Source organism: Streptomyces toxytricini, from assembly GCF_014649915.1.
In the GTDB taxonomy this organism is placed as follows: domain Bacteria; phylum Actinomycetota; class Actinomycetes; order Streptomycetales; family Streptomycetaceae; genus Streptomyces; species Streptomyces toxytricini.
Window position 1 is genome coordinate 301,794 of record NZ_BMTY01000006.1, and the last position, 16,295, is coordinate 318,088.

Consider the following 16,295-nt stretch of genomic DNA (forward strand, 5'->3'; position numbering starts at 1 on the left):
TTCAGGCCTCCGTGGGAGCGAGGCGCTCCAGCTCCGCCTCGGTGGACTTCAGCAGGTCGTTCCAGGACGCCTCGAACTTCTCGACGCCCTCGTCCTCCAGCAGCTGGACCACATCGTCGTACGAGATGCCGAGCTCCGCGACCGCGGCGAGCACCCGGCGGGACTCGTCGTAGGTGCCGCGCACGGTGTCGCCGGTCACCCGGCCGTGGTCGGCGGCGGCCTCCAGGGTGGCCTCCGGCATCGTGTTGACCGTGTTCGGGGCGACCAGGTCGTCCACGTACAGGGTGTCCTTGTACGCCGGGTCCTTGACGCCGGTCGAGGCCCACAGCGGGCGCTGCTTGTTGGCGCCCAGGCGCTCCAGGGCGGCCCAGCGGTCGGAGGAGAAGACCTCCTCGTACGCCTCGTAGGCCAGGCGGGCGTTGGCGAGGGCCGACTTGCCCTTGAGGGCCTTGGCCTCGTCGGTGCCGACGCCGTCCAGGCGCTTGTCGATCTCGGTGTCCACGCGGGAGACGAAGAACGACGCGACCGAGTGGATCTCGGAGAGGTCCAGGCCCGCGGACCGGGCCTTCTCCAGGCCGGACACGTAGGCGTCCATGACCTCGCGGTAGCGCTCCAGCGAGAAGATCAGCGTGACGTTGACGCTGATGCCCCGGCCGATGACCTCCGTGATCGCCGGCAGGCCGGCCCTGGTCGCGGGGATCTTGATCAGCGTGTTGGGGCGGTCCACCAGCCAGGCGAGCTGCTTGGCCTCGGCGACGGTCGCCGCGGTGTTGTGGGCCAGCCGCGGGTCGACCTCGATCGACACGCGGCCGTCCTGGCCGTCGGTCCGGTCGAACACCGGCCGCAGGATGTCGGCGGCGTCGCGGACGTCCGCCGTGGTGATCATGCGGATGGCCTCTTCGACGGTGACCCTGCGGGCCGCGAGGTCGGCGAGCTGCTGCTCGTAGCCGTCGCCGCTGCTGATCGCCTTCTGGAAGATCGACGGGTTGGTGGTGACGCCGACGACGTGCGACTCGTCGATCAGCTCGGCCAGGTTGCCCGACGTGATGCGCTTGCGGGACAGGTCGTCCAGCCAGATCGCCACGCCCTCGTCGGAGAGGCGCTTGAGTGCGTCTGTCATGGGAATTGCATCTCCTACTGGTTCTTGTACCGGCGTCAGCGCGCGGCGGCTTCGAGGGATTCCTTGGCGGCGGCGGTCACGGCCTCCGGGGTGAAGCCGAACTCGCGGAACAGCACCTTCGCGTCGGCGGAGGCGCCGAAGTGCTCCAGCGAGACGATCCGGCCCGCGTCCCCGACGTAGCGGTGCCAGGTCAGGCCGATGCCCGCCTCGACCGCGACACGGGCCTTGACGGACGGCGGCAGCACGCCGTCCTTGTAGGCCTGGTCCTGCTCCTCGAACCACTCGACGGACGGCATCGACACCACGCGGGTCGGGATGCCCTCGGCCTGGAGCGCCTCGCGGGCGGCGACGGCGAGCTGGACCTCGGAGCCGGTGCCGATGAGCACGACCTGCGGCTCGCCGCCCTCGGCCTCGAAGAGCACGTAGCCGCCCTTGGCGGCGTCCTCGTTCCGCTCGTACACGGGCACGCCCTGGCGGGTGAGGGCCAGGCCGTGCGGGGTGCCCTTGCCGAACACCTTGGTGTGGCGGCGCAGGATCTCCCGCCAGGCGACGGCCGTCTCGTTGGCGTCGGCCGGGCGGACGAGCGCGAGGCCCGGGATGGCGCGCAGCGAGGCGAGGTGCTCGATCGGCTGGTGGGTCGGGCCGTCCTCGCCGAGGCCGACGGAGTCGTGCGTCCACACGTAGGTGACCGGCAGGTGCATCAGCGCGGACAGGCGGACCGCGTTGCGCATGTAGTCGGAGAACACCAGGAAGGTGCCGCCGTAGATGCGCGTGTGGCCGTGCAGGGCGATGCCGTTCATGGCCGCGGCCATGGCGTGCTCGCGGATGCCGAAGTGGATGGTGCGGCCGTACGGGTCGGCCTCCGGCAGCGGGTTGCCCTTCGGCAGGAACGAGGAGTTCTTGTCGATGGTGGTGTTGTTCGAGCCGGCCAGGTCGGCCGAGCCGCCCCACAGCTCCGGGATGACGGCGCCGAGCGCCTGCAGGACCTTGCCGGAGGCGGCGCGGGTGGCGACGGAGGAGCCGGGCTCGAAGACGGGGAGCGCGTCCTCCCAGCCCTCGGGCAGCTCGTTCGCGTTGATCCGGTCGAACGCGGCGGCGCGCTCCGGGTTGGCGGTGCGCCAGGCGGAGAACTCCTTCTCCCACTCGGCCTTCGCCTCGCGGCCGCGGTCCAGCGCCTTGCGGGTGTGGGCGATGACCTCGTCGGAGACCTCGAAGGCCCGCTCCGGGTCGAAGCCGAGGACGCGCTTGGTGGCCGCGACCTCGTCGTCGCCGAGGGCCGAGCCGTGGGCCGCCTCGGTGTTCTGGGCGTGCGGGGCGGGCCAGGCGATGATCGAGCGCATCGCGATGAAGGACGGGCGCTCCGTCTCGGCCTTGGCGGCGGCCAGGGCCGCGTACAGGGCGGCGGGGTCGATGTCGCCGTTGGGCTGCTGCTCGATGCGCTGGACGTGCCAGCCGTAGGCCTCGTACCGCTTGAGGGTGTCCTCGGAGACGGCCGTCTCGGTGTCGCCCTCGATGGAGATGTGGTTGTCGTCCCACAGCAGGACGAGGTTGCCGAGCTTCTGGTGGCCCGCGAGGGAGGACGCCTCGGCGGAGATGCCCTCCTGGAGGCAGCCGTCGCCGGCGATGGCGTACACCATGTGGTCGAAGGGGGAGGTGCCCGGGGCGGCCTCGGGGTCGAACAGGCCGCGCTCGTAGCGGGCGGCCATGGCCATGCCCACCGCGTTGGCGACGCCCTGGCCCAGCGGGCCGGTGGTGGTCTCGACGCCGGCCGTGTGGCCGTACTCCGGGTGGCCCGGGGTCTTCGAGCCCCAGGTGCGGAACGACTTGAGGTCGTCCAGCTCCAGGCCGAAGCCGGCCAGGTACAGCTGGGTGTAGAGGGTCAGCGAGGAGTGTCCGGCGGAGAGCACGAAACGATCGCGGCCGACCCACTCGGGGTCGGCCGGGTCGTGCCGCATCACCTTCTGGAAGAGCGTGTAAGCGGCGGGGGCCAGGCTCATGGCCGTGCCGGGGTGGCCGTTTCCGACCTTCTGGACCGCGTCCGCGGCGAGGATGCGGGCGGTGTCCACCGCGCGCTGGTCCAGTTCGGTCCATTCGAGCTCTGTGGTCGTCGGCTTCGTGCTCACCGTGGGTCAGGGCTCCTCTCCACATGTCTGTTCCCGGTGACGTACGGTGCACCGGCGCGATTCCGAGCCTACCCCCGCCGCGGCGTGCAGCTATTCGAGTGCCCGCAGTCCGTCACAACGTCGCCGCCCCCGATCGGGCCAACACGAGGCGACCCCCGCGCAGGGCGACACAAGTGCAACGTCTACAGTGGCGTGGTACGCGCAAGCCTTTACGGGCCCCCATGCCCGGAGCTTGCTGGTTTCTCTGTCAGGGGTGTGCGTGACGGCCGTCGAATCCCGTCCATCGGGGGTGCTCGGGACGAGCCCCGGGCACCGGCCGTTCGGGGCCCGTGCCATGGCTTTTGTGGCTTTGACCAAGCCGCGGATCATCGAACTTCTGCTGATCACCACAGTGCCGGTGATGTTCCTCGCGGAGCAGGGCGTGCCCTCGCTCTGGCTGGTCCTCGCCACGTGCTTCGGCGGCTACATGTCCGCGGGCGGCGCCAACGCCCTGAACATGTACATCGACCGCGACATCGACGCGCTGATGGACCGCACCTCGCAGCGCCCGCTCGTGACCGGCATGGTCAGCCCGCGGGAGTGCCTCGTCTTCGGCATCACCCTCGGCGTGGTCTCCACCGCGTGGTTCGGACTGCTCGTCAACTGGCTGTCCGCCGCACTCGCCCTCGGCGCGCTCCTCTTCTACGTCGTCGTCTACACGATGCTGCTGAAGCGGCGCACCACCCAGAACATCGTCTGGGGCGGCATCGCCGGATGCATGCCGGTGCTCATCGGCTGGTCCTCGGTCCGCAACGAGGTCTCCTGGGCCGCCGTCATCCTCTTCCTCGTCATCTTCTTCTGGACGCCGCCGCACTACTGGCCGCTGTCCATGAAGGTGGCTGACGACTACGCGCGCGTCGGCGTGCCCATGCTGCCGGTCGTCGCCGGCAACCGGGCCGTCGCGCGGCAGATCGTCGCCTACAGCTGGGTGATGGTCGCCGTCTCGCTGCTGCTCACCCCCCTGGGGTACACCGGCTGGTTCTACACGGCGGTCGCGCTGGCGGCCGGCGGCTGGTGGCTGTGGGAGGCGCACGCGCTGCACGCGCGCGCCAAGGCGGGCGTGACGGGCGCGAAGCTGAAGGAGATGCGCCTGTTCCACTGGTCCATCACCTACGTGTCGCTGCTGTTCGTGGCCGTGGCCGTGGATCCCTTCCTCCGCTGATTACCCGCGGGTAGCATGCTGTCCATGGCAGACACCACCCCCGCGGACGCCGCGGACAAGAAGCAGGAGCGGGCCGCCGCGAAGCTGGCCAAGCAGATCGGGGCGTTCGCCAAGGAGCACGGCGGCGCCGAGGGGCACCTCGCGCACATCGGCCAGGCCGGCACCCGGATCGTGCTGGTCGGCGCCGACGGCGCCTGGGGCGACCTCGTCGCGCCGACCCACGCGGCCGCCGCCCTGGCCGCGGAGAAGGCCGCCCTCACCCTCCACGAGGACTTCGACGGCGACTTCGCCGCCCGCGTGAAGACCGGCCCGTACGAGTGGAACCGCATGGCGGGCCTCCAGCTCGGCGGACAGCAGCCCGCGGCCTGACGCCTCCCCCTGACAGCCCTGTGCCCCGCCCGGAACGGGCGGGGCACAGGGCTGTCAGGCGTACGGGGCCGCGCGCGCCCCGGCGGCGGCCCGCCGCGGGGCCGGGCCTCTGACGCTGCCGCGGGGGGCGGGCCCCCGGCGCTGCCGTGGGCAGGGCCTCCGAGCCCGCCGCGGGCCCGGGCTCCGATCGCTTTGCCCGGTCCTCCGGTGGTGCCGCGGGGAGCCGCCCCGCGCTCCGCGGGGGCGGCCCGGCCGCCGTCGGCAAGGCGCCCCCGAACGCGCCGGAGGGGCGGCGCACGGTGCGCCGCCCCTCCGATCACCCGCCGACCCGGAAACCGGGCCTGCGTACGCCTCAGGCCGCCGAGAGCGACGGCTCGGCCTGCGCCGGAGCGCCGGCCTCCGGCGCAGGCCGCTCGCGCAGGCTCAGCGCCACGCGCAGGACGGCGATCCACACCAGGCAGGAGCCGAGCATGTGGGCCGCGACCAGGAGCTCCGGAAGGTCCGTGAAGAACTGGACGTAGCCGACGGCGCCCTGGGCGAGCAGGACCGCCAGCAGGTCGCGGGCGCGGGCCCGGGTGTCCGCGGGGGCGTCCACCACGCGCAGCACCAGCCACATCGCGACCGCCAGCGCGCACACCAGCCAGGCGGCGATCGCGTGGACGTGGGCGACGCCCTCCCAGTCGAGCGGCATCCGCTTGATCTCGCTGCTGTCGCCGGCGTGCGGGCCGGAGCCGGTCACCACCGTGCCCGCGGCGATCAGCACGGCGGTCGTCGCGAGCAGCGCCCAGGACAGCTTGCGCACCGGGCCGGGCACCCGCGGCCGGGCCGGGGTGTCCCCCTCGCCGAGGCGGTGCCAGGTGACCGTGGTCAGGGTGATCAGCGCAGTGGCCAGCAGGAAGTGCCCGGCGACGCTGTATGGGTTCAGCCCGGTCATCACGGTGATCCCGCCGAGCACTGCGTTGGCCACGACGAGGCCGAACTGCATCCAGCCGAGCCGGGTCAGCGAGCGGCGCCACGGCTTGGCCGAGCGCGCCGCGAGGATGGACCAGCCGACGGCCGCGGACAGCACGTACGTCAGCATCCGGTTGCCGAACTCGATCGCCCCGTGCAGCCCCTGCTCCTGCGTCGCGACCAGGCTGTCGTCGGTGCACTTGGGCCACGTGTCGCAGCCGAGGCCGGACCCGGTCAGGCGCACGGCCCCGCCGGTCACGACGATGGCCACGCTCATGAGCAGGGCGGCGAACGCGGCGCGCCGGACGGTCCGGGGTGACGGGGTCCAGCGGCGCGCGAGGTAAGCGAGTGGGGTCAACACGGCGCTTATCGTACGCGGCGCCTTGTGCAAACTTTCACGAGGGGGTGTCGCCCGGGTGGCGCGCCGCGGAATCCGGGCCCGACACGTACCGGAAGCGGGCACCCGCCGGGTCGCCCTCCTGGTGCCACCACACCCGAAGCCGCCAGTGCGTCCCGTCCCCCGGGTAGCGCGACGACATCCGGAAGCCGCGGACCAGCTCCGCGCCGAACTCCTCGGCCGTGCGGTTGCGGACCTCGGCGCTGCCCTGCCAGCCGCTGTGCCGGCCCTCCCACAGCCCGTCCGCGCCGCGGGCCTCGAACCGCCACACGGCCCGCCAGGCAGTGACCTCCAGCATCGTGCGGACCTGGTCGGCGCCCAGGTGCAGGCGGGCCGCCAGCTCCTCCTCCGGCACCCCCTGGATCCGGGCGGCCGCCACGGCCTGCGGCAGCAGCCGCCCCGGCAGCAGGCCGCGGGCCCGCAGCCCGACCAGGGAGCCGAAGGACAGGAAGCGCAGGCGCAGCTCCAGCTGCCGCCCTATGTGGTCGAGGGCCTCCTCCGCACCGGCCGCGCCCGCCGAGCCGGGGTCGGCCAGGAGCAGCGCCCGGAAGGCGCCCTCGGCCTCCACCGCGCGGGCCACGGCCTCCTCTGCCAGGCCCAGCTCGGCGAGCCGGTCGCCGAGGAACACCAGAGCCTGGGCGAGGCCGCGCCGGTTGACAGGGTCCTCCTGGTCCAGGCCGCTCCACACCCCGACCGCGGTGCGCGTCAGATCCAGGGCCCGCTCGCCGGCCGCCCGCTCCATCGCCGCCGGCCCGTCCTCGGCGGCCGCGCCGAGCGGGTGCAGCGGCAGCCGGTCGGGGCCGCTGAGCGGCCACGCGAGCCACACGCCCTGGTTGATCAGCAGGCGGGCGTACCAGCGGGCGTACTGCGGGGAGTACCCCGCGGCCTGCCGTACGTACCCCAGCCCCTCCTCGACGGCCGCCAGCGCCCCGGCCCGGTCACCGCCGGCGAAGCGCCGCGCCGCCAGGTCGCCCAGGCGCAGCCCCAGCCGCGCCGCGCACTCCGGATCGGTCCCGGCCGGCCCGCGCAGGGCCGCGATGAGCTCCCCCAGCAGCGCCTCGGCCTCGCCGTACGCCGCCTCCCGCTCCCCGGACCTGATCCCCGCCCACTGCCCGTCCAGCCGCAGTGCGGCCTCCCGCTGCCCCATTTCCGCCCCCCGGCGTCCTGGTGTGCGCCACCCCTGTGCTGCGGCGCCCATCGTCCCCCGGGACCAACGTACGGGGCGAGGGATTCACTCCCAGCGGAAGAACCTGGCCGCGGCGCCCAGGCCCAGCGCGGCCCACGCCGCGAGGACGGCGGCGTCGCCCCACGGCATCGGCGCCCCGTACCGCAGCACCTCCCGCAGCCCCTCCGAGAGCGCGGTGATCGGCAGCAGACCGAGGACGGACTGCACGGCACCGGGGAACTTCTCGATCGGCACGATCACCCCGCCGCCGACCAGGAGGAGCAGGAAGACCAGGTTCGCGGCGGCCAGCGTGGCCTCCGCCTTGAGGGTGCCGGCCATCAGCAGCCCCAGCCCCGAGAAGGCCGCCGTGCCCAGCAGCACCAGCAGCACCGCCGGCAGCGCCCCGCCCTGCGGGGACCAGCCCAGCGCGAAGGCGATCGCCGTCAGCAGGGCGATCTGAAGCACCTCGGTGACCAGCACGCACAGCGTCTTGGCGGCCATCAGCGCCCAGCGCGGCAGCGGCGAGGCGCCGAGCCGCTTGAGCACTCCGTAGCGGCGGTCGAAGCCCGTGGCGATGGCCTGGCCGGTGAACGCGGTCGACATCACCGCCAGCGCGATGACGCCGGGCGCCAGGAAGTCCACGGCCTCCTCCCCGCGGGCCGCGTCGAGCGGCACGGAGACGATGTCGACGGCCGAGAACAGCACGAGCAGCATCGCCGGGATCACCACGGTCAGCAGCAGCTGCTCGCCGTTGCGCAGCAGCATCCGCGTCTCCAGCGCCGTCTGCGCGAGGACCATGCGGGACATGGGCGCGGCCCCCGGGCGGGGGGCGAACGTACCGGCGCTCATGCGCGCAGCTCCTTACCGGTCAGTTCGAGGAAGACGTCTTCGAGGGTGTGCCGCTCCACCGAGAGGCCGTCCGGCAGCACGCCGTGCTGGGCGCACCAGGAGGTGACGGTGGCCAGCATCTGCGGGTCGATGTCACCGGTCACCCGGTACACGCCGGGGAGGACCTCGGCCGCCTGGGTGCCGTCCGGCAGTGCCTTGAGCAGGGAGGCCACGTCCAGGGCGGGCCGGCCGGTGAAGCGCAGGGTGTTCTCGGCGCCGCCGCGGCACAGCTGCTCGGGGCTGCCGTGGGCGATGACCCGGCCGGCGTCGACGATCGCCACCTCGTCCGCCAGCTGCTCCGCCTCGTCCATGTGGTGGGTGGTGAGGACGACGCCGACCCCGTCGGCGCGCAGCTCCCGTACGAGCTCCCAGGTCGCCCGGCGGGCCTGGGGGTCGAGGCCCGCGGTCGGCTCGTCCAGGAAGACCAGCTCGGGGCGGCCCACCACGGCCATGGCCAGCGACAGCCGCTGCTGCTGGCCGCCGGAGAGGCGGCGGTAGGGGGTGCGGCCGCAGCCCTCCAGGCCGAGGCGCTCCACGAGCGCCGGGACGTCGAGCGGGTCGGCGTACAGCCGGGACATGTGGCGCAGCATCTCGACGGCGCGGGCGCCGGAGTACACGCCGCCGGACTGGAGCATGACGCCGATCCGGGGGCGCAGGGCGGAGGCCTCGGCGACGGGGTCGAGGCCGAGGACGCGGACCGTCCCGGCGTCGGGCCGCAGGTAGCCCTCGCACGTCTCGATCGTGGTGGTCTTGCCCGCGCCGTTGGGGCCGAGTACGGCGGTGACCTCGCCCCGGCGCACGGTGAGGTCGAGACCGTCCACCGCCGTCTTGGGGCCGTACCGCTTCACCAGTCCGCGGATCTCCACGGCGGGGTCGTTGCTCATGCGGGTGAGTCTACGGAGCGGCCGGGGGCGCCCGGGGCGCCGGGGCGGGGCGCGGAAGGGGCGCGCGGGGCTCCCGGCGGGGCCGCGCATCAGTGCTGGTGGGAGGGAGCGGAGCCTCGTCCCGGATCACTCTGTGTGGATATGTTAGGTGACCCTTAGTGACGGAGGACACCAGGCGTGGCGTCCGTCACGGGTTGTCGCGGCTCCACTAATTACGCAACAATGGCGTTGTGAAATACGGCGAACGGATGATCGAGACCCCCCAGGGGGAGCTCGCTACCGGGGAGCGGTCCACCCGCAACCGGGTCGCGCGCTCCATCCTGGACCACGGTCCGTCCACCGTCGCCGACCTCGCGGCGCGCCTCGGCCTCACCCAGGCCGCAGTCCGCCGCCACCTGGACACCCTGGTCACCGACGGCGTCGTCGAAGCCCGCGAACAGCGGGTCTACGGCGCGCGCACCCGGGGCCGGCCCGCCAAGGTCTTCGCCCTCACCGACTGCGGCCGCGACGCCTTCGACCAGTCCTACGACTCGCTCGCCGCGGACGCCCTGCGCTGGATCGCGCAGTCCGCCGGCGGCGGCGAGCAGGGCGAGGCCGCCGTGGCCGCCTTCGCGCGGGCCCGCATGGACGCGCAGGCCGAGGCCTACCGCGCCTCCGTCGAGGCCGCCGCCCCCGAAGACCGCACCGAGGCCCTCGCCAGGGCGCTGACCGCGGACGGGTACGCTGCCACGGCGAAGAGCGCTCCCGGTCCGCACAGCGGAGAACAGCTCTGCCAGCACCACTGCCCGGTGGCCCACGTGGCCGGGCAGTTCCCGCAGCTCTGCGAGGCGGAGACCGAGGTCTTCTCCCGCCTGCTCGGGACCCATGTGCAGCGCCTCGCCACCATCGCCCACGGCGACGGGGTGTGCACGACGTTCATCCCGCGCGGCGCGGGCACAGCACCACAGTCCAACTCATCAGCATCTGCAAGCACGGCCGGGAGGAACCCCGCATGACCACGGAGACTGCTCACCCTGAGCTCGAGGGTCTGGGCAACTACGAGTACGGCTGGGCCGACTCCGACGCGGCCGGCCAGGCGGCGAAGCGAGGCCTGTCCGAAGACGTCGTCCGGGACATCTCGGCGAAGAAGAACGAGCCCGAGTGGATGCTGAAGCTCCGCCTCAAGGGCCTGAAGCTCTTCGACAAGAAGCCCATGCCGACCTGGGGCTCCGACCTGTCGGGCATCGACTTCGACAACATCAAGTACTTCGTGCGGTCCACCGAGAAGCAGGCCGAGTCCTGGGAGGACCTGCCGGAGGACATCAAGAACACGTACGACAAGCTCGGCATCCCGGAGGCGGAGAAGCAGCGCCTCGTCGCCGGTGTCGCCGCCCAGTACGAGTCCGAGGTCGTCTACCACCAGATCCGCGAGGACCTGGAGGCGCAGGGCGTCATCTTCCTCGACACCGACACCGCCCTGAAGGAGCACCCGGAGCTCTTCCAGGAGTACTTCGGCACCGTCATCCCGGTCGGCGACAACAAGTTCGCGTCGCTGAACACGGCGGTCTGGTCCGGCGGTTCCTTCATCTACGTGCCCAAGGGCGTCCACGTGGACATCCCGCTCCAGGCCTACTTCCGCATCAACACGGAGAACATGGGCCAGTTCGAGCGGACGCTGATCATCGTGGACGAGGACGCCTACGTCCACTACGTCGAGGGCTGCACCGCGCCCATCTACTCCTCCGACTCGCTGCACAGCGCCGTCGTCGAGATCATCGTGAAGAAGGGCGGCCGCTGCCGCTACACCACGATCCAGAACTGGTCGAACAACGTCTACAACCTGGTCACCAAGCGCGCCGTGGCCTACGAGGGCGCGACCATGGAGTGGATCGACGGCAACATCGGCTCCAAGGTCACGATGAAGTACCCGGCCGTCTACCTCATGGGCGAGCACGCCAAGGGCGAGACCCTGTCCATCGCCTTCGCGGGCGAGGGCCAGCACCAAGACGCCGGCTCCAAGATGGTCCACATGGCGCCGAACACCTCCTCGAACATCGTCTCCAAGTCGGTGGCGCGCGGCGGCGGCCGCACCTCCTACCGCGGCCTGGTCGAGATCGGCGAGGGCGCCCCCGGCTCCAAGAGCAACGTCCTCTGCGACGCCCTGCTGGTCGACACGATCTCCCGCTCGGACACGTACCCGTACGTGGACGTCCGCGAGGACGACGTGACCATGGGCCACGAGGCGACCGTCTCCAAGGTCTCCGACGACCAGCTCTTCTACCTGATGCAGCGCGGCATGACCGAGTTCGAGGCCATGGCCATGATCGTGCGCGGCTTCGTCGAGCCCATCGCCAAGGAGCTGCCGATGGAGTACGCGCTGGAGCTGAACCGGCTGATCGAGCTCCAGATGGAGGGCTCGGTCGGCTGACCCCGGCCGCGCGGCGGACCTCCGGCGCAATCTTTGACGTAGGCAGTGTTCTTTCAAGAGAGTGAGCAACACGACAGCCATGGCTGAGGCTCAGAACATCCCGGTGGGCTCCACCACCGCCGGCTCGATCGCGGTGGCCGCGGAGTCCACCGTCGCCACCCGGATGAGCGCGCCGCCGTCCTTCGACGTGGCGGACTTCCCCATCCCGCACGGCCGGGAGGAGGAGTGGCGCTTCACCCCGCTGGGCCGGCTGCGCGGCCTCCACGACGGCACCGCCGCCGCGGACGGCACGATGAAGGCCCAGATCGACGCGCCCGAGGGCGTCACCGTCGAGTCGGTCGAGCGCGGCGACGAGCGCATCGGCAAGGCCGGCACCCCGGTGGACCGGGTCGCCGCCCAGGCCTTCTCCTCCTTCGCCAAGGCCACGGTCGTCACCGTGCCCAAGGAGACCGTGCTCACCGAGCCGATCCGCGTCGCCCTGCACGGCGAGGGCGGCACGACCTTCGGCCACACCGTCTTCGACGTCAAGCCGTTCGCCGAGGCGATCATCGTCATCGACCACACCGGTGACGGCGTCCGCGCCGCCAACGTCGACATCCTCGTCGGCGACGGCGCCAAGGTGACCTTCGTGTCCGTCCAGGACTGGGACGACACCGCCGTCCACACCTCGCAGCACAACGCGCTGCTCGGCCGCGACGCGACCTTCAAGTCCGTCGTCGTGACCTTCGGCGGCGACCTCGTCCGCATCCACCCGCGCGTGCGCTACGCCGGCCCCGGCGGCGAGGCCGAACTGCTCGGCGTCTACTTCACCGACGCCGGCCAGCACCAGGAGCACCGCCTCCTCGTCACGCACGACGCCCCGCACTGCAAGTCCCACGTGGTCTACAAGGGCGCCCTGCAGGGCCAGGACGCCCACGCGGTCTGGATCGGCGACGTCCTCATCGAGAAGAGCGCCGAGGGCACCGACACCTACGAGATGAACCGCAACCTCGTCCTCACGGACGGCGCGCGGGTCGACTCCGTCCCCAACCTGGAGATCGAGACCGGCGAGATCGTCGGCGCCGGCCACGCCTCCGCGACCGGCCGCTTCGACGACGAGCAGCTCTTCTACCTCCAGGCCCGCGGCATCCCGGCCGACGAGGCCCGCCGCCTCGTGGTCCGCGGCTTCTTCGCGGAGCTCGTCCAGCAGATCGGTGTCGACGACATCGAGGAGCGCCTGATCGCGAAGATCGAGGCAGAGCTCGAGGCGTCCGTCTGATGACGTACGTCAAGGCCTGTGCGCTCAGCGAGCTGGAGGAGAACACCCCCAAGCGGGTGGAGCTCGACGGCACGCCGGTGTCCATCGTCGCCACCGAGGGATCGGTGTACGCGATCAACGACATCTGCTCGCACGCGAACGTCTCCCTCTCCGAGGGCGAGGTCGAGGACTGCATGATCGAGTGCTGGCTGCACGGGTCGGCCTTCGACCTGCGCACCGGCAAGCCGTCCGGGCTGCCCGCGACGCGCCCCGTTCCCGTATACCCCGTAAAGATCGAAGGGGACGACGTGCTCGTCTCCCTCACCCAGGAGTCCTGAGGCACCCATGGCAACGCTTGAAATCCACGACCTGCACGTCTCCGTCGAGGCGGAGAACGGCGCCCGCGAGATCCTCAAGGGTGTCGACCTCACCGTCAAGCAGGGTGAGACGCACGCCATCATGGGCCCCAACGGCTCGGGCAAGTCCACCCTGGCGTACTCCCTCGCCGGTCACCCGAAGTACACCATCACCGGTGGCACGGTGACCCTCGACGGCGAGGACGTCCTGGAGATGTCCGTCGACGAGCGCGCCCGCGCCGGCGTCTTCCTCGCCATGCAGTACCCGGTCGAGGTCCCCGGCGTCTCGGTCTCCAACTTCCTGCGCACCTCCGCCACCGCCGTCCGCGGCGAGGCGCCCAAGCTGCGCACCTGGGTGAAGGAGGTCAAGGAGGCCATGGCCCGTCTGCAGATGGACCCCGCCTTCGCCGAGCGCAACGTGAACGAGGGCTTCTCCGGCGGTGAGAAGAAGCGCCACGAGATCCTCCAGCTGGAGCTCCTCAAGCCGAAGATCGCGATCCTCGACGAGACGGACTCCGGCCTGGACGTCGACGCCCTGCGCATCGTCTCCGAGGGCGTCAACCGCGTCCGCGAGTCCGGCGAGGTCGGCACCCTGCTGATCACCCACTACACGCGTATCCTGCGCTACATCAAGCCCGACTTCGTGCACGTCTTCGCCAACGGGCGCATCGCCGAGTCCGGCGGCGCCGAGCTGGCCGACCAGCTCGAGGCCGAGGGCTACGACAAGTACGTGAAGGGTGGCGCAACGGCGTGACACAGCTGCCCGGCCTCCTCGACATCGAGGCGATCCGCAAGGACTTCCCCCTGCTGGATCGCGTGGTCCACGACGGGAAGAAGATCGTCTACCTGGACAACGCGGCGACTTCGCAGAAGCCGCGCCAGGTACTCGACGCGCTGAACGCCTACTACGAACGGCACAACGCCAACGTCCACCGGGGCGTGCACGTGCTCGCCGAGGAGGCCACGGCACTGTACGAGGGCGCCCGCGACAAGGTCGCCGCCTTCGTCAACGCGCCGAGCCGCGACGAGGTGATCTTCACGAAGAACGCCTCCGAGTCGCTCAACCTGGTCGCGAACATGCTCGGCTGGGCCGACGAGCCCTACCGGGTCGACCGCGACACCGAGATCGCCATCACGGAGATGGAGCACCACTCCAACATCGTGCCGTGGCAGCTGCTCTCGCAGCGCACCGGCGCGAAGCTGAAGTGGTTCGGCCTCACCGACGACGGCCGGCTCGACCTGTCCAACATCGAAGAGGTCATCACGGAGAAGACGAAGATCGTCTCCTTCACGCTGGTCTCCAACATCCTGGGCACGGTCAACCCGGTCGAGACGATCGTCCGGCGGGCGCAGGAGGTCGGCGCGCTCGTGCTGATCGACGCCTCCCAGGCCGCCCCGCACATGCCCCTGGACGTCCAGGCCCTCGGCGCCGACTTCGTGGCCTTCACCGGCCACAAGATGTGCGGCCCGACCGGCATCGGCGTCCTGTGGGGCCGCCAGGAGCTCCTGGAGGACCTGCCCCCGTTCCTCGGCGGCGGCGAAATGATCGAGACCGTCTCGATGCACTCCTCGACGTACGCCCCGGCGCCCCACAAGTTCGAGGCGGGCACGCCCCCGATCGCGCAGGCCGTCGGCCTCGGCGCGGCCGTGGACTACCTCACCTCGATCGGCATGGACAAGATCGCCGCGCACGAACACGCGATCACCGAGTACGCCGTCCGGCGCCTGCTGGAGGTCCCCGACCTGCGCATCATCGGCCCGATGACGGCCGAGGACCGCGGTGCGGCGATCTCCTTCACCCTCGGCGACATCCACCCGCACGACGTGGGCCAGGTGCTCGACGAGCAGGGCATCGCCGTCCGCGTGGGCCACCACTGCGCGCGGCCGGTCTGCCTGCGGTACGGAATTCCTGCGACCACGCGGGCGTCTTTCTACCTGTACTCCTCTCCGGCCGACGTCGACGCGCTGGTCGACGGGCTGGAGCACGTACGCAACTTCTTCGGCTGACCGGGGAAGACGAGGGTGACGAAGACGGAGCCGCAGTGAAGCTGGATTCGATGTACCAGGAGCTGATCCTGGACCACTACAAGCACCCGCACGGGCGCGGCCTGCGCGAGGGCGACGCCGAGGTGCACCACGTCAACCCGACGTGCGGCGACGAGATCACGCTGCGCGTGAAGTACGACGGGGAGACGCTCGCCGACGTCTCCTACGAGGGCCAGGGCTGCTCCATCAGCCAGGCCAGCGCGTCCGTGCTGAACGAGCTGCTCGTGGGGAAGAAGCTGTCCGAGGCGCAGCGGATCCAGGAGACCTTCCTGGAGCTGATGCAGTCCAAGGGCAAGATCGAGCCCGACGAGGCCATGGAGGAGGTGCTGGAGGACGCGGTCGCGTTCGCCGGCGTCTCGAAGTACCCCGCGCGGGTGAAGTGCGCCCTGCTGAGCTGGATGGCGTGGAAGGACGCGACGGCCCAGGTGCTGGGCGACGCGGAGAGGAAGACGGCATGACCGAGAACGCGACGACGCCCGAGGCGTCGATCAAGCCGGCCACCGAGGAGGAGGTCCGCGAGGCCCTCTACGACGTGGTGGACCCCGAGCTGGGAATCGACGTCGTCAACCTGGGCCTGATCTACGGCATCCACATCGACGACGCGAACATCGCGACCCTCGACATGACGCTGACGTCCGCGGCGTGCCCGCTGACCGACGTCATCGAGGACCAGGCGAAGTCGGCGACCGAGGGCATCGTCAACGAGCTGCGCATCAACTGGGTGTGGATGCCGCCGTGGGGTCCGGACAAGATCACGGACGACGGCCGCGAACAGCTGCGCGCGCTCGGCTTCAACGTCTGAGCCGTCCGACGGCGACACGGAAGGACCCCCGGCACGGGGCTTGTGCCGGGGGTCCTCCTCTTTTGCGTGCGGGCAGCCCCGTGTGCCGGCAGCCCCGTGTCCGGGCGGCGTTGCGTACGGGCGCGGTCACCGGGGCCGCGATCCGCGCCGTCGGGGCCCGGGGCATCGCCGGGCCCGGCCACCGCACCGCGGCCGCGGAGGCCGGCGTACCGCTCGGTCCCGCCCCCGCGTACCGCTCGGTCCCGCCCCCGCGTACCGCTCGGTCCCGCCCCCGCGTACCGCTTCGCGTACCGCTTCGCGTACCGCTTCGCGTACCGCTTCGCGTACCGCTTCGCGTACCGCTTCGCGT

Annotated in this window: 16 protein-coding genes; 10 read left to right on the forward strand and 6 right to left on the reverse strand. The window is 71.6% G+C overall.

The genetic code is table 11. The features are described 5' to 3' along the window. Position 1: 1 nt before the first annotated feature. Together tal and tkt are read right to left on the reverse strand one after the other, a co-directional pair. Positions 2–1,120 carry a transaldolase gene (gene tal / locus IE170_RS10295; protein WP_189808995.1) on the reverse strand — a complete coding sequence of 373 codons (1,119 nt, stop codon included), beginning with the start codon at positions 1,118–1,120 and terminating at the stop codon, positions 2–4. A gap of 35 nt (positions 1,121–1,155) precedes the next feature. Beyond that, on the reverse strand, positions 1,156–3,243 hold the full coding sequence (gene tkt, locus IE170_RS10300; protein ID WP_189808996.1) for a transketolase: 2,088 nt from the start codon (positions 3,241–3,243) through the stop codon (positions 1,156–1,158). Positions 3,244–3,502: 259 nt separating this feature from the next. On the opposite strand from tkt, the gene IE170_RS10305 reads away from it, so the two are divergent. Both IE170_RS10305 and IE170_RS10310 read left to right on the forward strand, forming a co-directional pair. Continuing rightward, entirely contained in the window at positions 3,503–4,444 is a 942-nt protein-coding gene (locus IE170_RS10305) for a heme o synthase (protein ID WP_189808997.1), read from the forward strand. 24 nt (positions 4,445–4,468) lie between these two features. After that, positions 4,469–4,813, forward strand: coding sequence for a hypothetical protein (locus IE170_RS10310; RefSeq protein WP_189808998.1), 345 nt, complete (start codon positions 4,469–4,471; stop codon positions 4,811–4,813). 352 nt (positions 4,814–5,165) lie between these two features. On the opposite strand, the gene IE170_RS10315 is transcribed toward IE170_RS10310, so the two are convergent. From IE170_RS10315 to IE170_RS10330, 4 genes are all read right to left on the reverse strand, one after another. Then, positions 5,166–6,134, reverse strand: a complete 969-nt coding sequence (locus IE170_RS10315; protein WP_373298971.1) for a COX15/CtaA family protein — start codon at positions 6,132–6,134, stop codon at positions 5,166–5,168. Positions 6,135–6,159: 25 nt separating this feature from the next. After that, complete coding sequence (locus IE170_RS10320; protein WP_189809000.1) at positions 6,160–7,308, reverse strand: hypothetical protein; 1,149 nt, start codon at positions 7,306–7,308, stop codon at positions 6,160–6,162. A gap of 84 nt (positions 7,309–7,392) precedes the next feature. Continuing rightward, a complete protein-coding gene (locus IE170_RS10325) occupies positions 7,393–8,175 on the reverse strand; it encodes an ABC transporter permease (RefSeq protein WP_189809001.1) in 783 nt (260 codons plus the stop codon). Next, positions 8,172–9,098, reverse strand: a complete 927-nt coding sequence (locus IE170_RS10330) for an ABC transporter ATP-binding protein (protein WP_189809002.1) — start codon at positions 9,096–9,098, stop codon at positions 8,172–8,174. The genes IE170_RS10325 and IE170_RS10330 overlap by 4 nt, the downstream gene beginning before the upstream one ends. Positions 9,099–9,346: 248 nt before the next feature. Between IE170_RS10330 and IE170_RS10335 the strand changes: the two genes are divergently transcribed. The 8 genes from IE170_RS10335 (at position 9,347) to IE170_RS10370 (ending at position 15,946) form a co-directional block, all read left to right on the forward strand. Continuing rightward, complete coding sequence (locus IE170_RS10335; protein WP_189809003.1) at positions 9,347–10,093, forward strand: helix-turn-helix transcriptional regulator; 747 nt, start codon at positions 9,347–9,349, stop codon at positions 10,091–10,093. Further along, on the forward strand, positions 10,090–11,505 hold the full coding sequence (sufB, locus tag IE170_RS10340; RefSeq protein ID WP_189809004.1) for a Fe-S cluster assembly protein SufB: 1,416 nt from the start codon (positions 10,090–10,092) through the stop codon (positions 11,503–11,505). Before IE170_RS10335 ends, sufB begins: the two co-directional genes overlap by 4 nt. Positions 11,506–11,584: 79 nt before the next feature. After that, positions 11,585–12,763, forward strand: coding sequence for a Fe-S cluster assembly protein SufD (gene sufD / locus IE170_RS10345; protein ID WP_189809005.1), 1,179 nt, complete (start codon positions 11,585–11,587; stop codon positions 12,761–12,763). Further along, the gene (locus IE170_RS10350; RefSeq protein WP_114057063.1) at positions 12,763–13,080 is read left to right on the forward strand and encodes a bifunctional 3-phenylpropionate/cinnamic acid dioxygenase ferredoxin subunit; all 318 of its coding nucleotides are present in this window, start codon (positions 12,763–12,765) and stop codon (positions 13,078–13,080) included. Before sufD ends, IE170_RS10350 begins: the two co-directional genes overlap by 1 nt. Before the next feature lie 7 nt (positions 13,081–13,087). Then, positions 13,088–13,852: a Fe-S cluster assembly ATPase SufC gene (gene sufC / locus IE170_RS10355; RefSeq protein ID WP_114057062.1), complete on the forward strand. Its 765-nt coding sequence runs from the start codon at positions 13,088–13,090 to the stop codon at positions 13,850–13,852. After that, positions 13,849–15,105, forward strand: a complete 1,257-nt coding sequence (locus IE170_RS10360) for a cysteine desulfurase (protein ID WP_189809006.1) — start codon at positions 13,849–13,851, stop codon at positions 15,103–15,105. The genes sufC and IE170_RS10360 overlap by 4 nt, the downstream gene beginning before the upstream one ends. Before the next feature lie 35 nt (positions 15,106–15,140). Next, complete coding sequence (gene sufU, locus IE170_RS10365; RefSeq protein WP_114057060.1) at positions 15,141–15,602, forward strand: Fe-S cluster assembly sulfur transfer protein SufU; 462 nt, start codon at positions 15,141–15,143, stop codon at positions 15,600–15,602. Beyond that, a complete protein-coding gene (locus IE170_RS10370; protein ID WP_189809007.1) occupies positions 15,599–15,946 on the forward strand; it encodes a metal-sulfur cluster assembly factor in 348 nt (115 codons plus the stop codon). The genes sufU and IE170_RS10370 overlap by 4 nt, the downstream gene beginning before the upstream one ends. Positions 15,947–16,295: the final 349 nt, after the last annotated feature.

What these genes read in the sequence shown, in the direction of transcription:
- sufD (WP_189809005.1), top strand. Translation starts at nt 11,585, where the DNA reads ATGGCTGAGGCTCAGAACATCCCGGTGGGCTCCACCACCGCCGGCTCG.
- IE170_RS10310 (WP_189808998.1), top strand. Translation starts at nt 4,469, where the DNA reads ATGGCAGACACCACCCCCGCGGACGCCGCGGACAAGAAGCAGGAGCGG.
- IE170_RS10335 (WP_189809003.1), top strand. Translation starts at nt 9,347, where the DNA reads ATGATCGAGACCCCCCAGGGGGAGCTCGCTACCGGGGAGCGGTCCACC.
- IE170_RS10350 (WP_114057063.1), top strand. Translation starts at nt 12,763, where the DNA reads ATGACGTACGTCAAGGCCTGTGCGCTCAGCGAGCTGGAGGAGAACACC.
- IE170_RS10325 (WP_189809001.1), bottom strand. Translation starts at nt 8,175, where the DNA reads ATGAGCGCCGGTACGTTCGCCCCCCGCCCGGGGGCCGCGCCCATGTCC.
- IE170_RS10370 (WP_189809007.1), top strand. Translation starts at nt 15,599, where the DNA reads ATGACCGAGAACGCGACGACGCCCGAGGCGTCGATCAAGCCGGCCACC.
- IE170_RS10330 (WP_189809002.1), bottom strand. Translation starts at nt 9,098, where the DNA reads ATGAGCAACGACCCCGCCGTGGAGATCCGCGGACTGGTGAAGCGGTAC.
- IE170_RS10320 (WP_189809000.1), bottom strand. Translation starts at nt 7,308, where the DNA reads ATGGGGCAGCGGGAGGCCGCACTGCGGCTGGACGGGCAGTGGGCGGGG.
- sufC (WP_114057062.1), top strand. Translation starts at nt 13,088, where the DNA reads ATGGCAACGCTTGAAATCCACGACCTGCACGTCTCCGTCGAGGCGGAG.
- sufB (WP_189809004.1), top strand. Translation starts at nt 10,090, where the DNA reads ATGACCACGGAGACTGCTCACCCTGAGCTCGAGGGTCTGGGCAACTAC.
- tal (WP_189808995.1), bottom strand. Translation starts at nt 1,120, where the DNA reads ATGACAGACGCACTCAAGCGCCTCTCCGACGAGGGCGTGGCGATCTGG.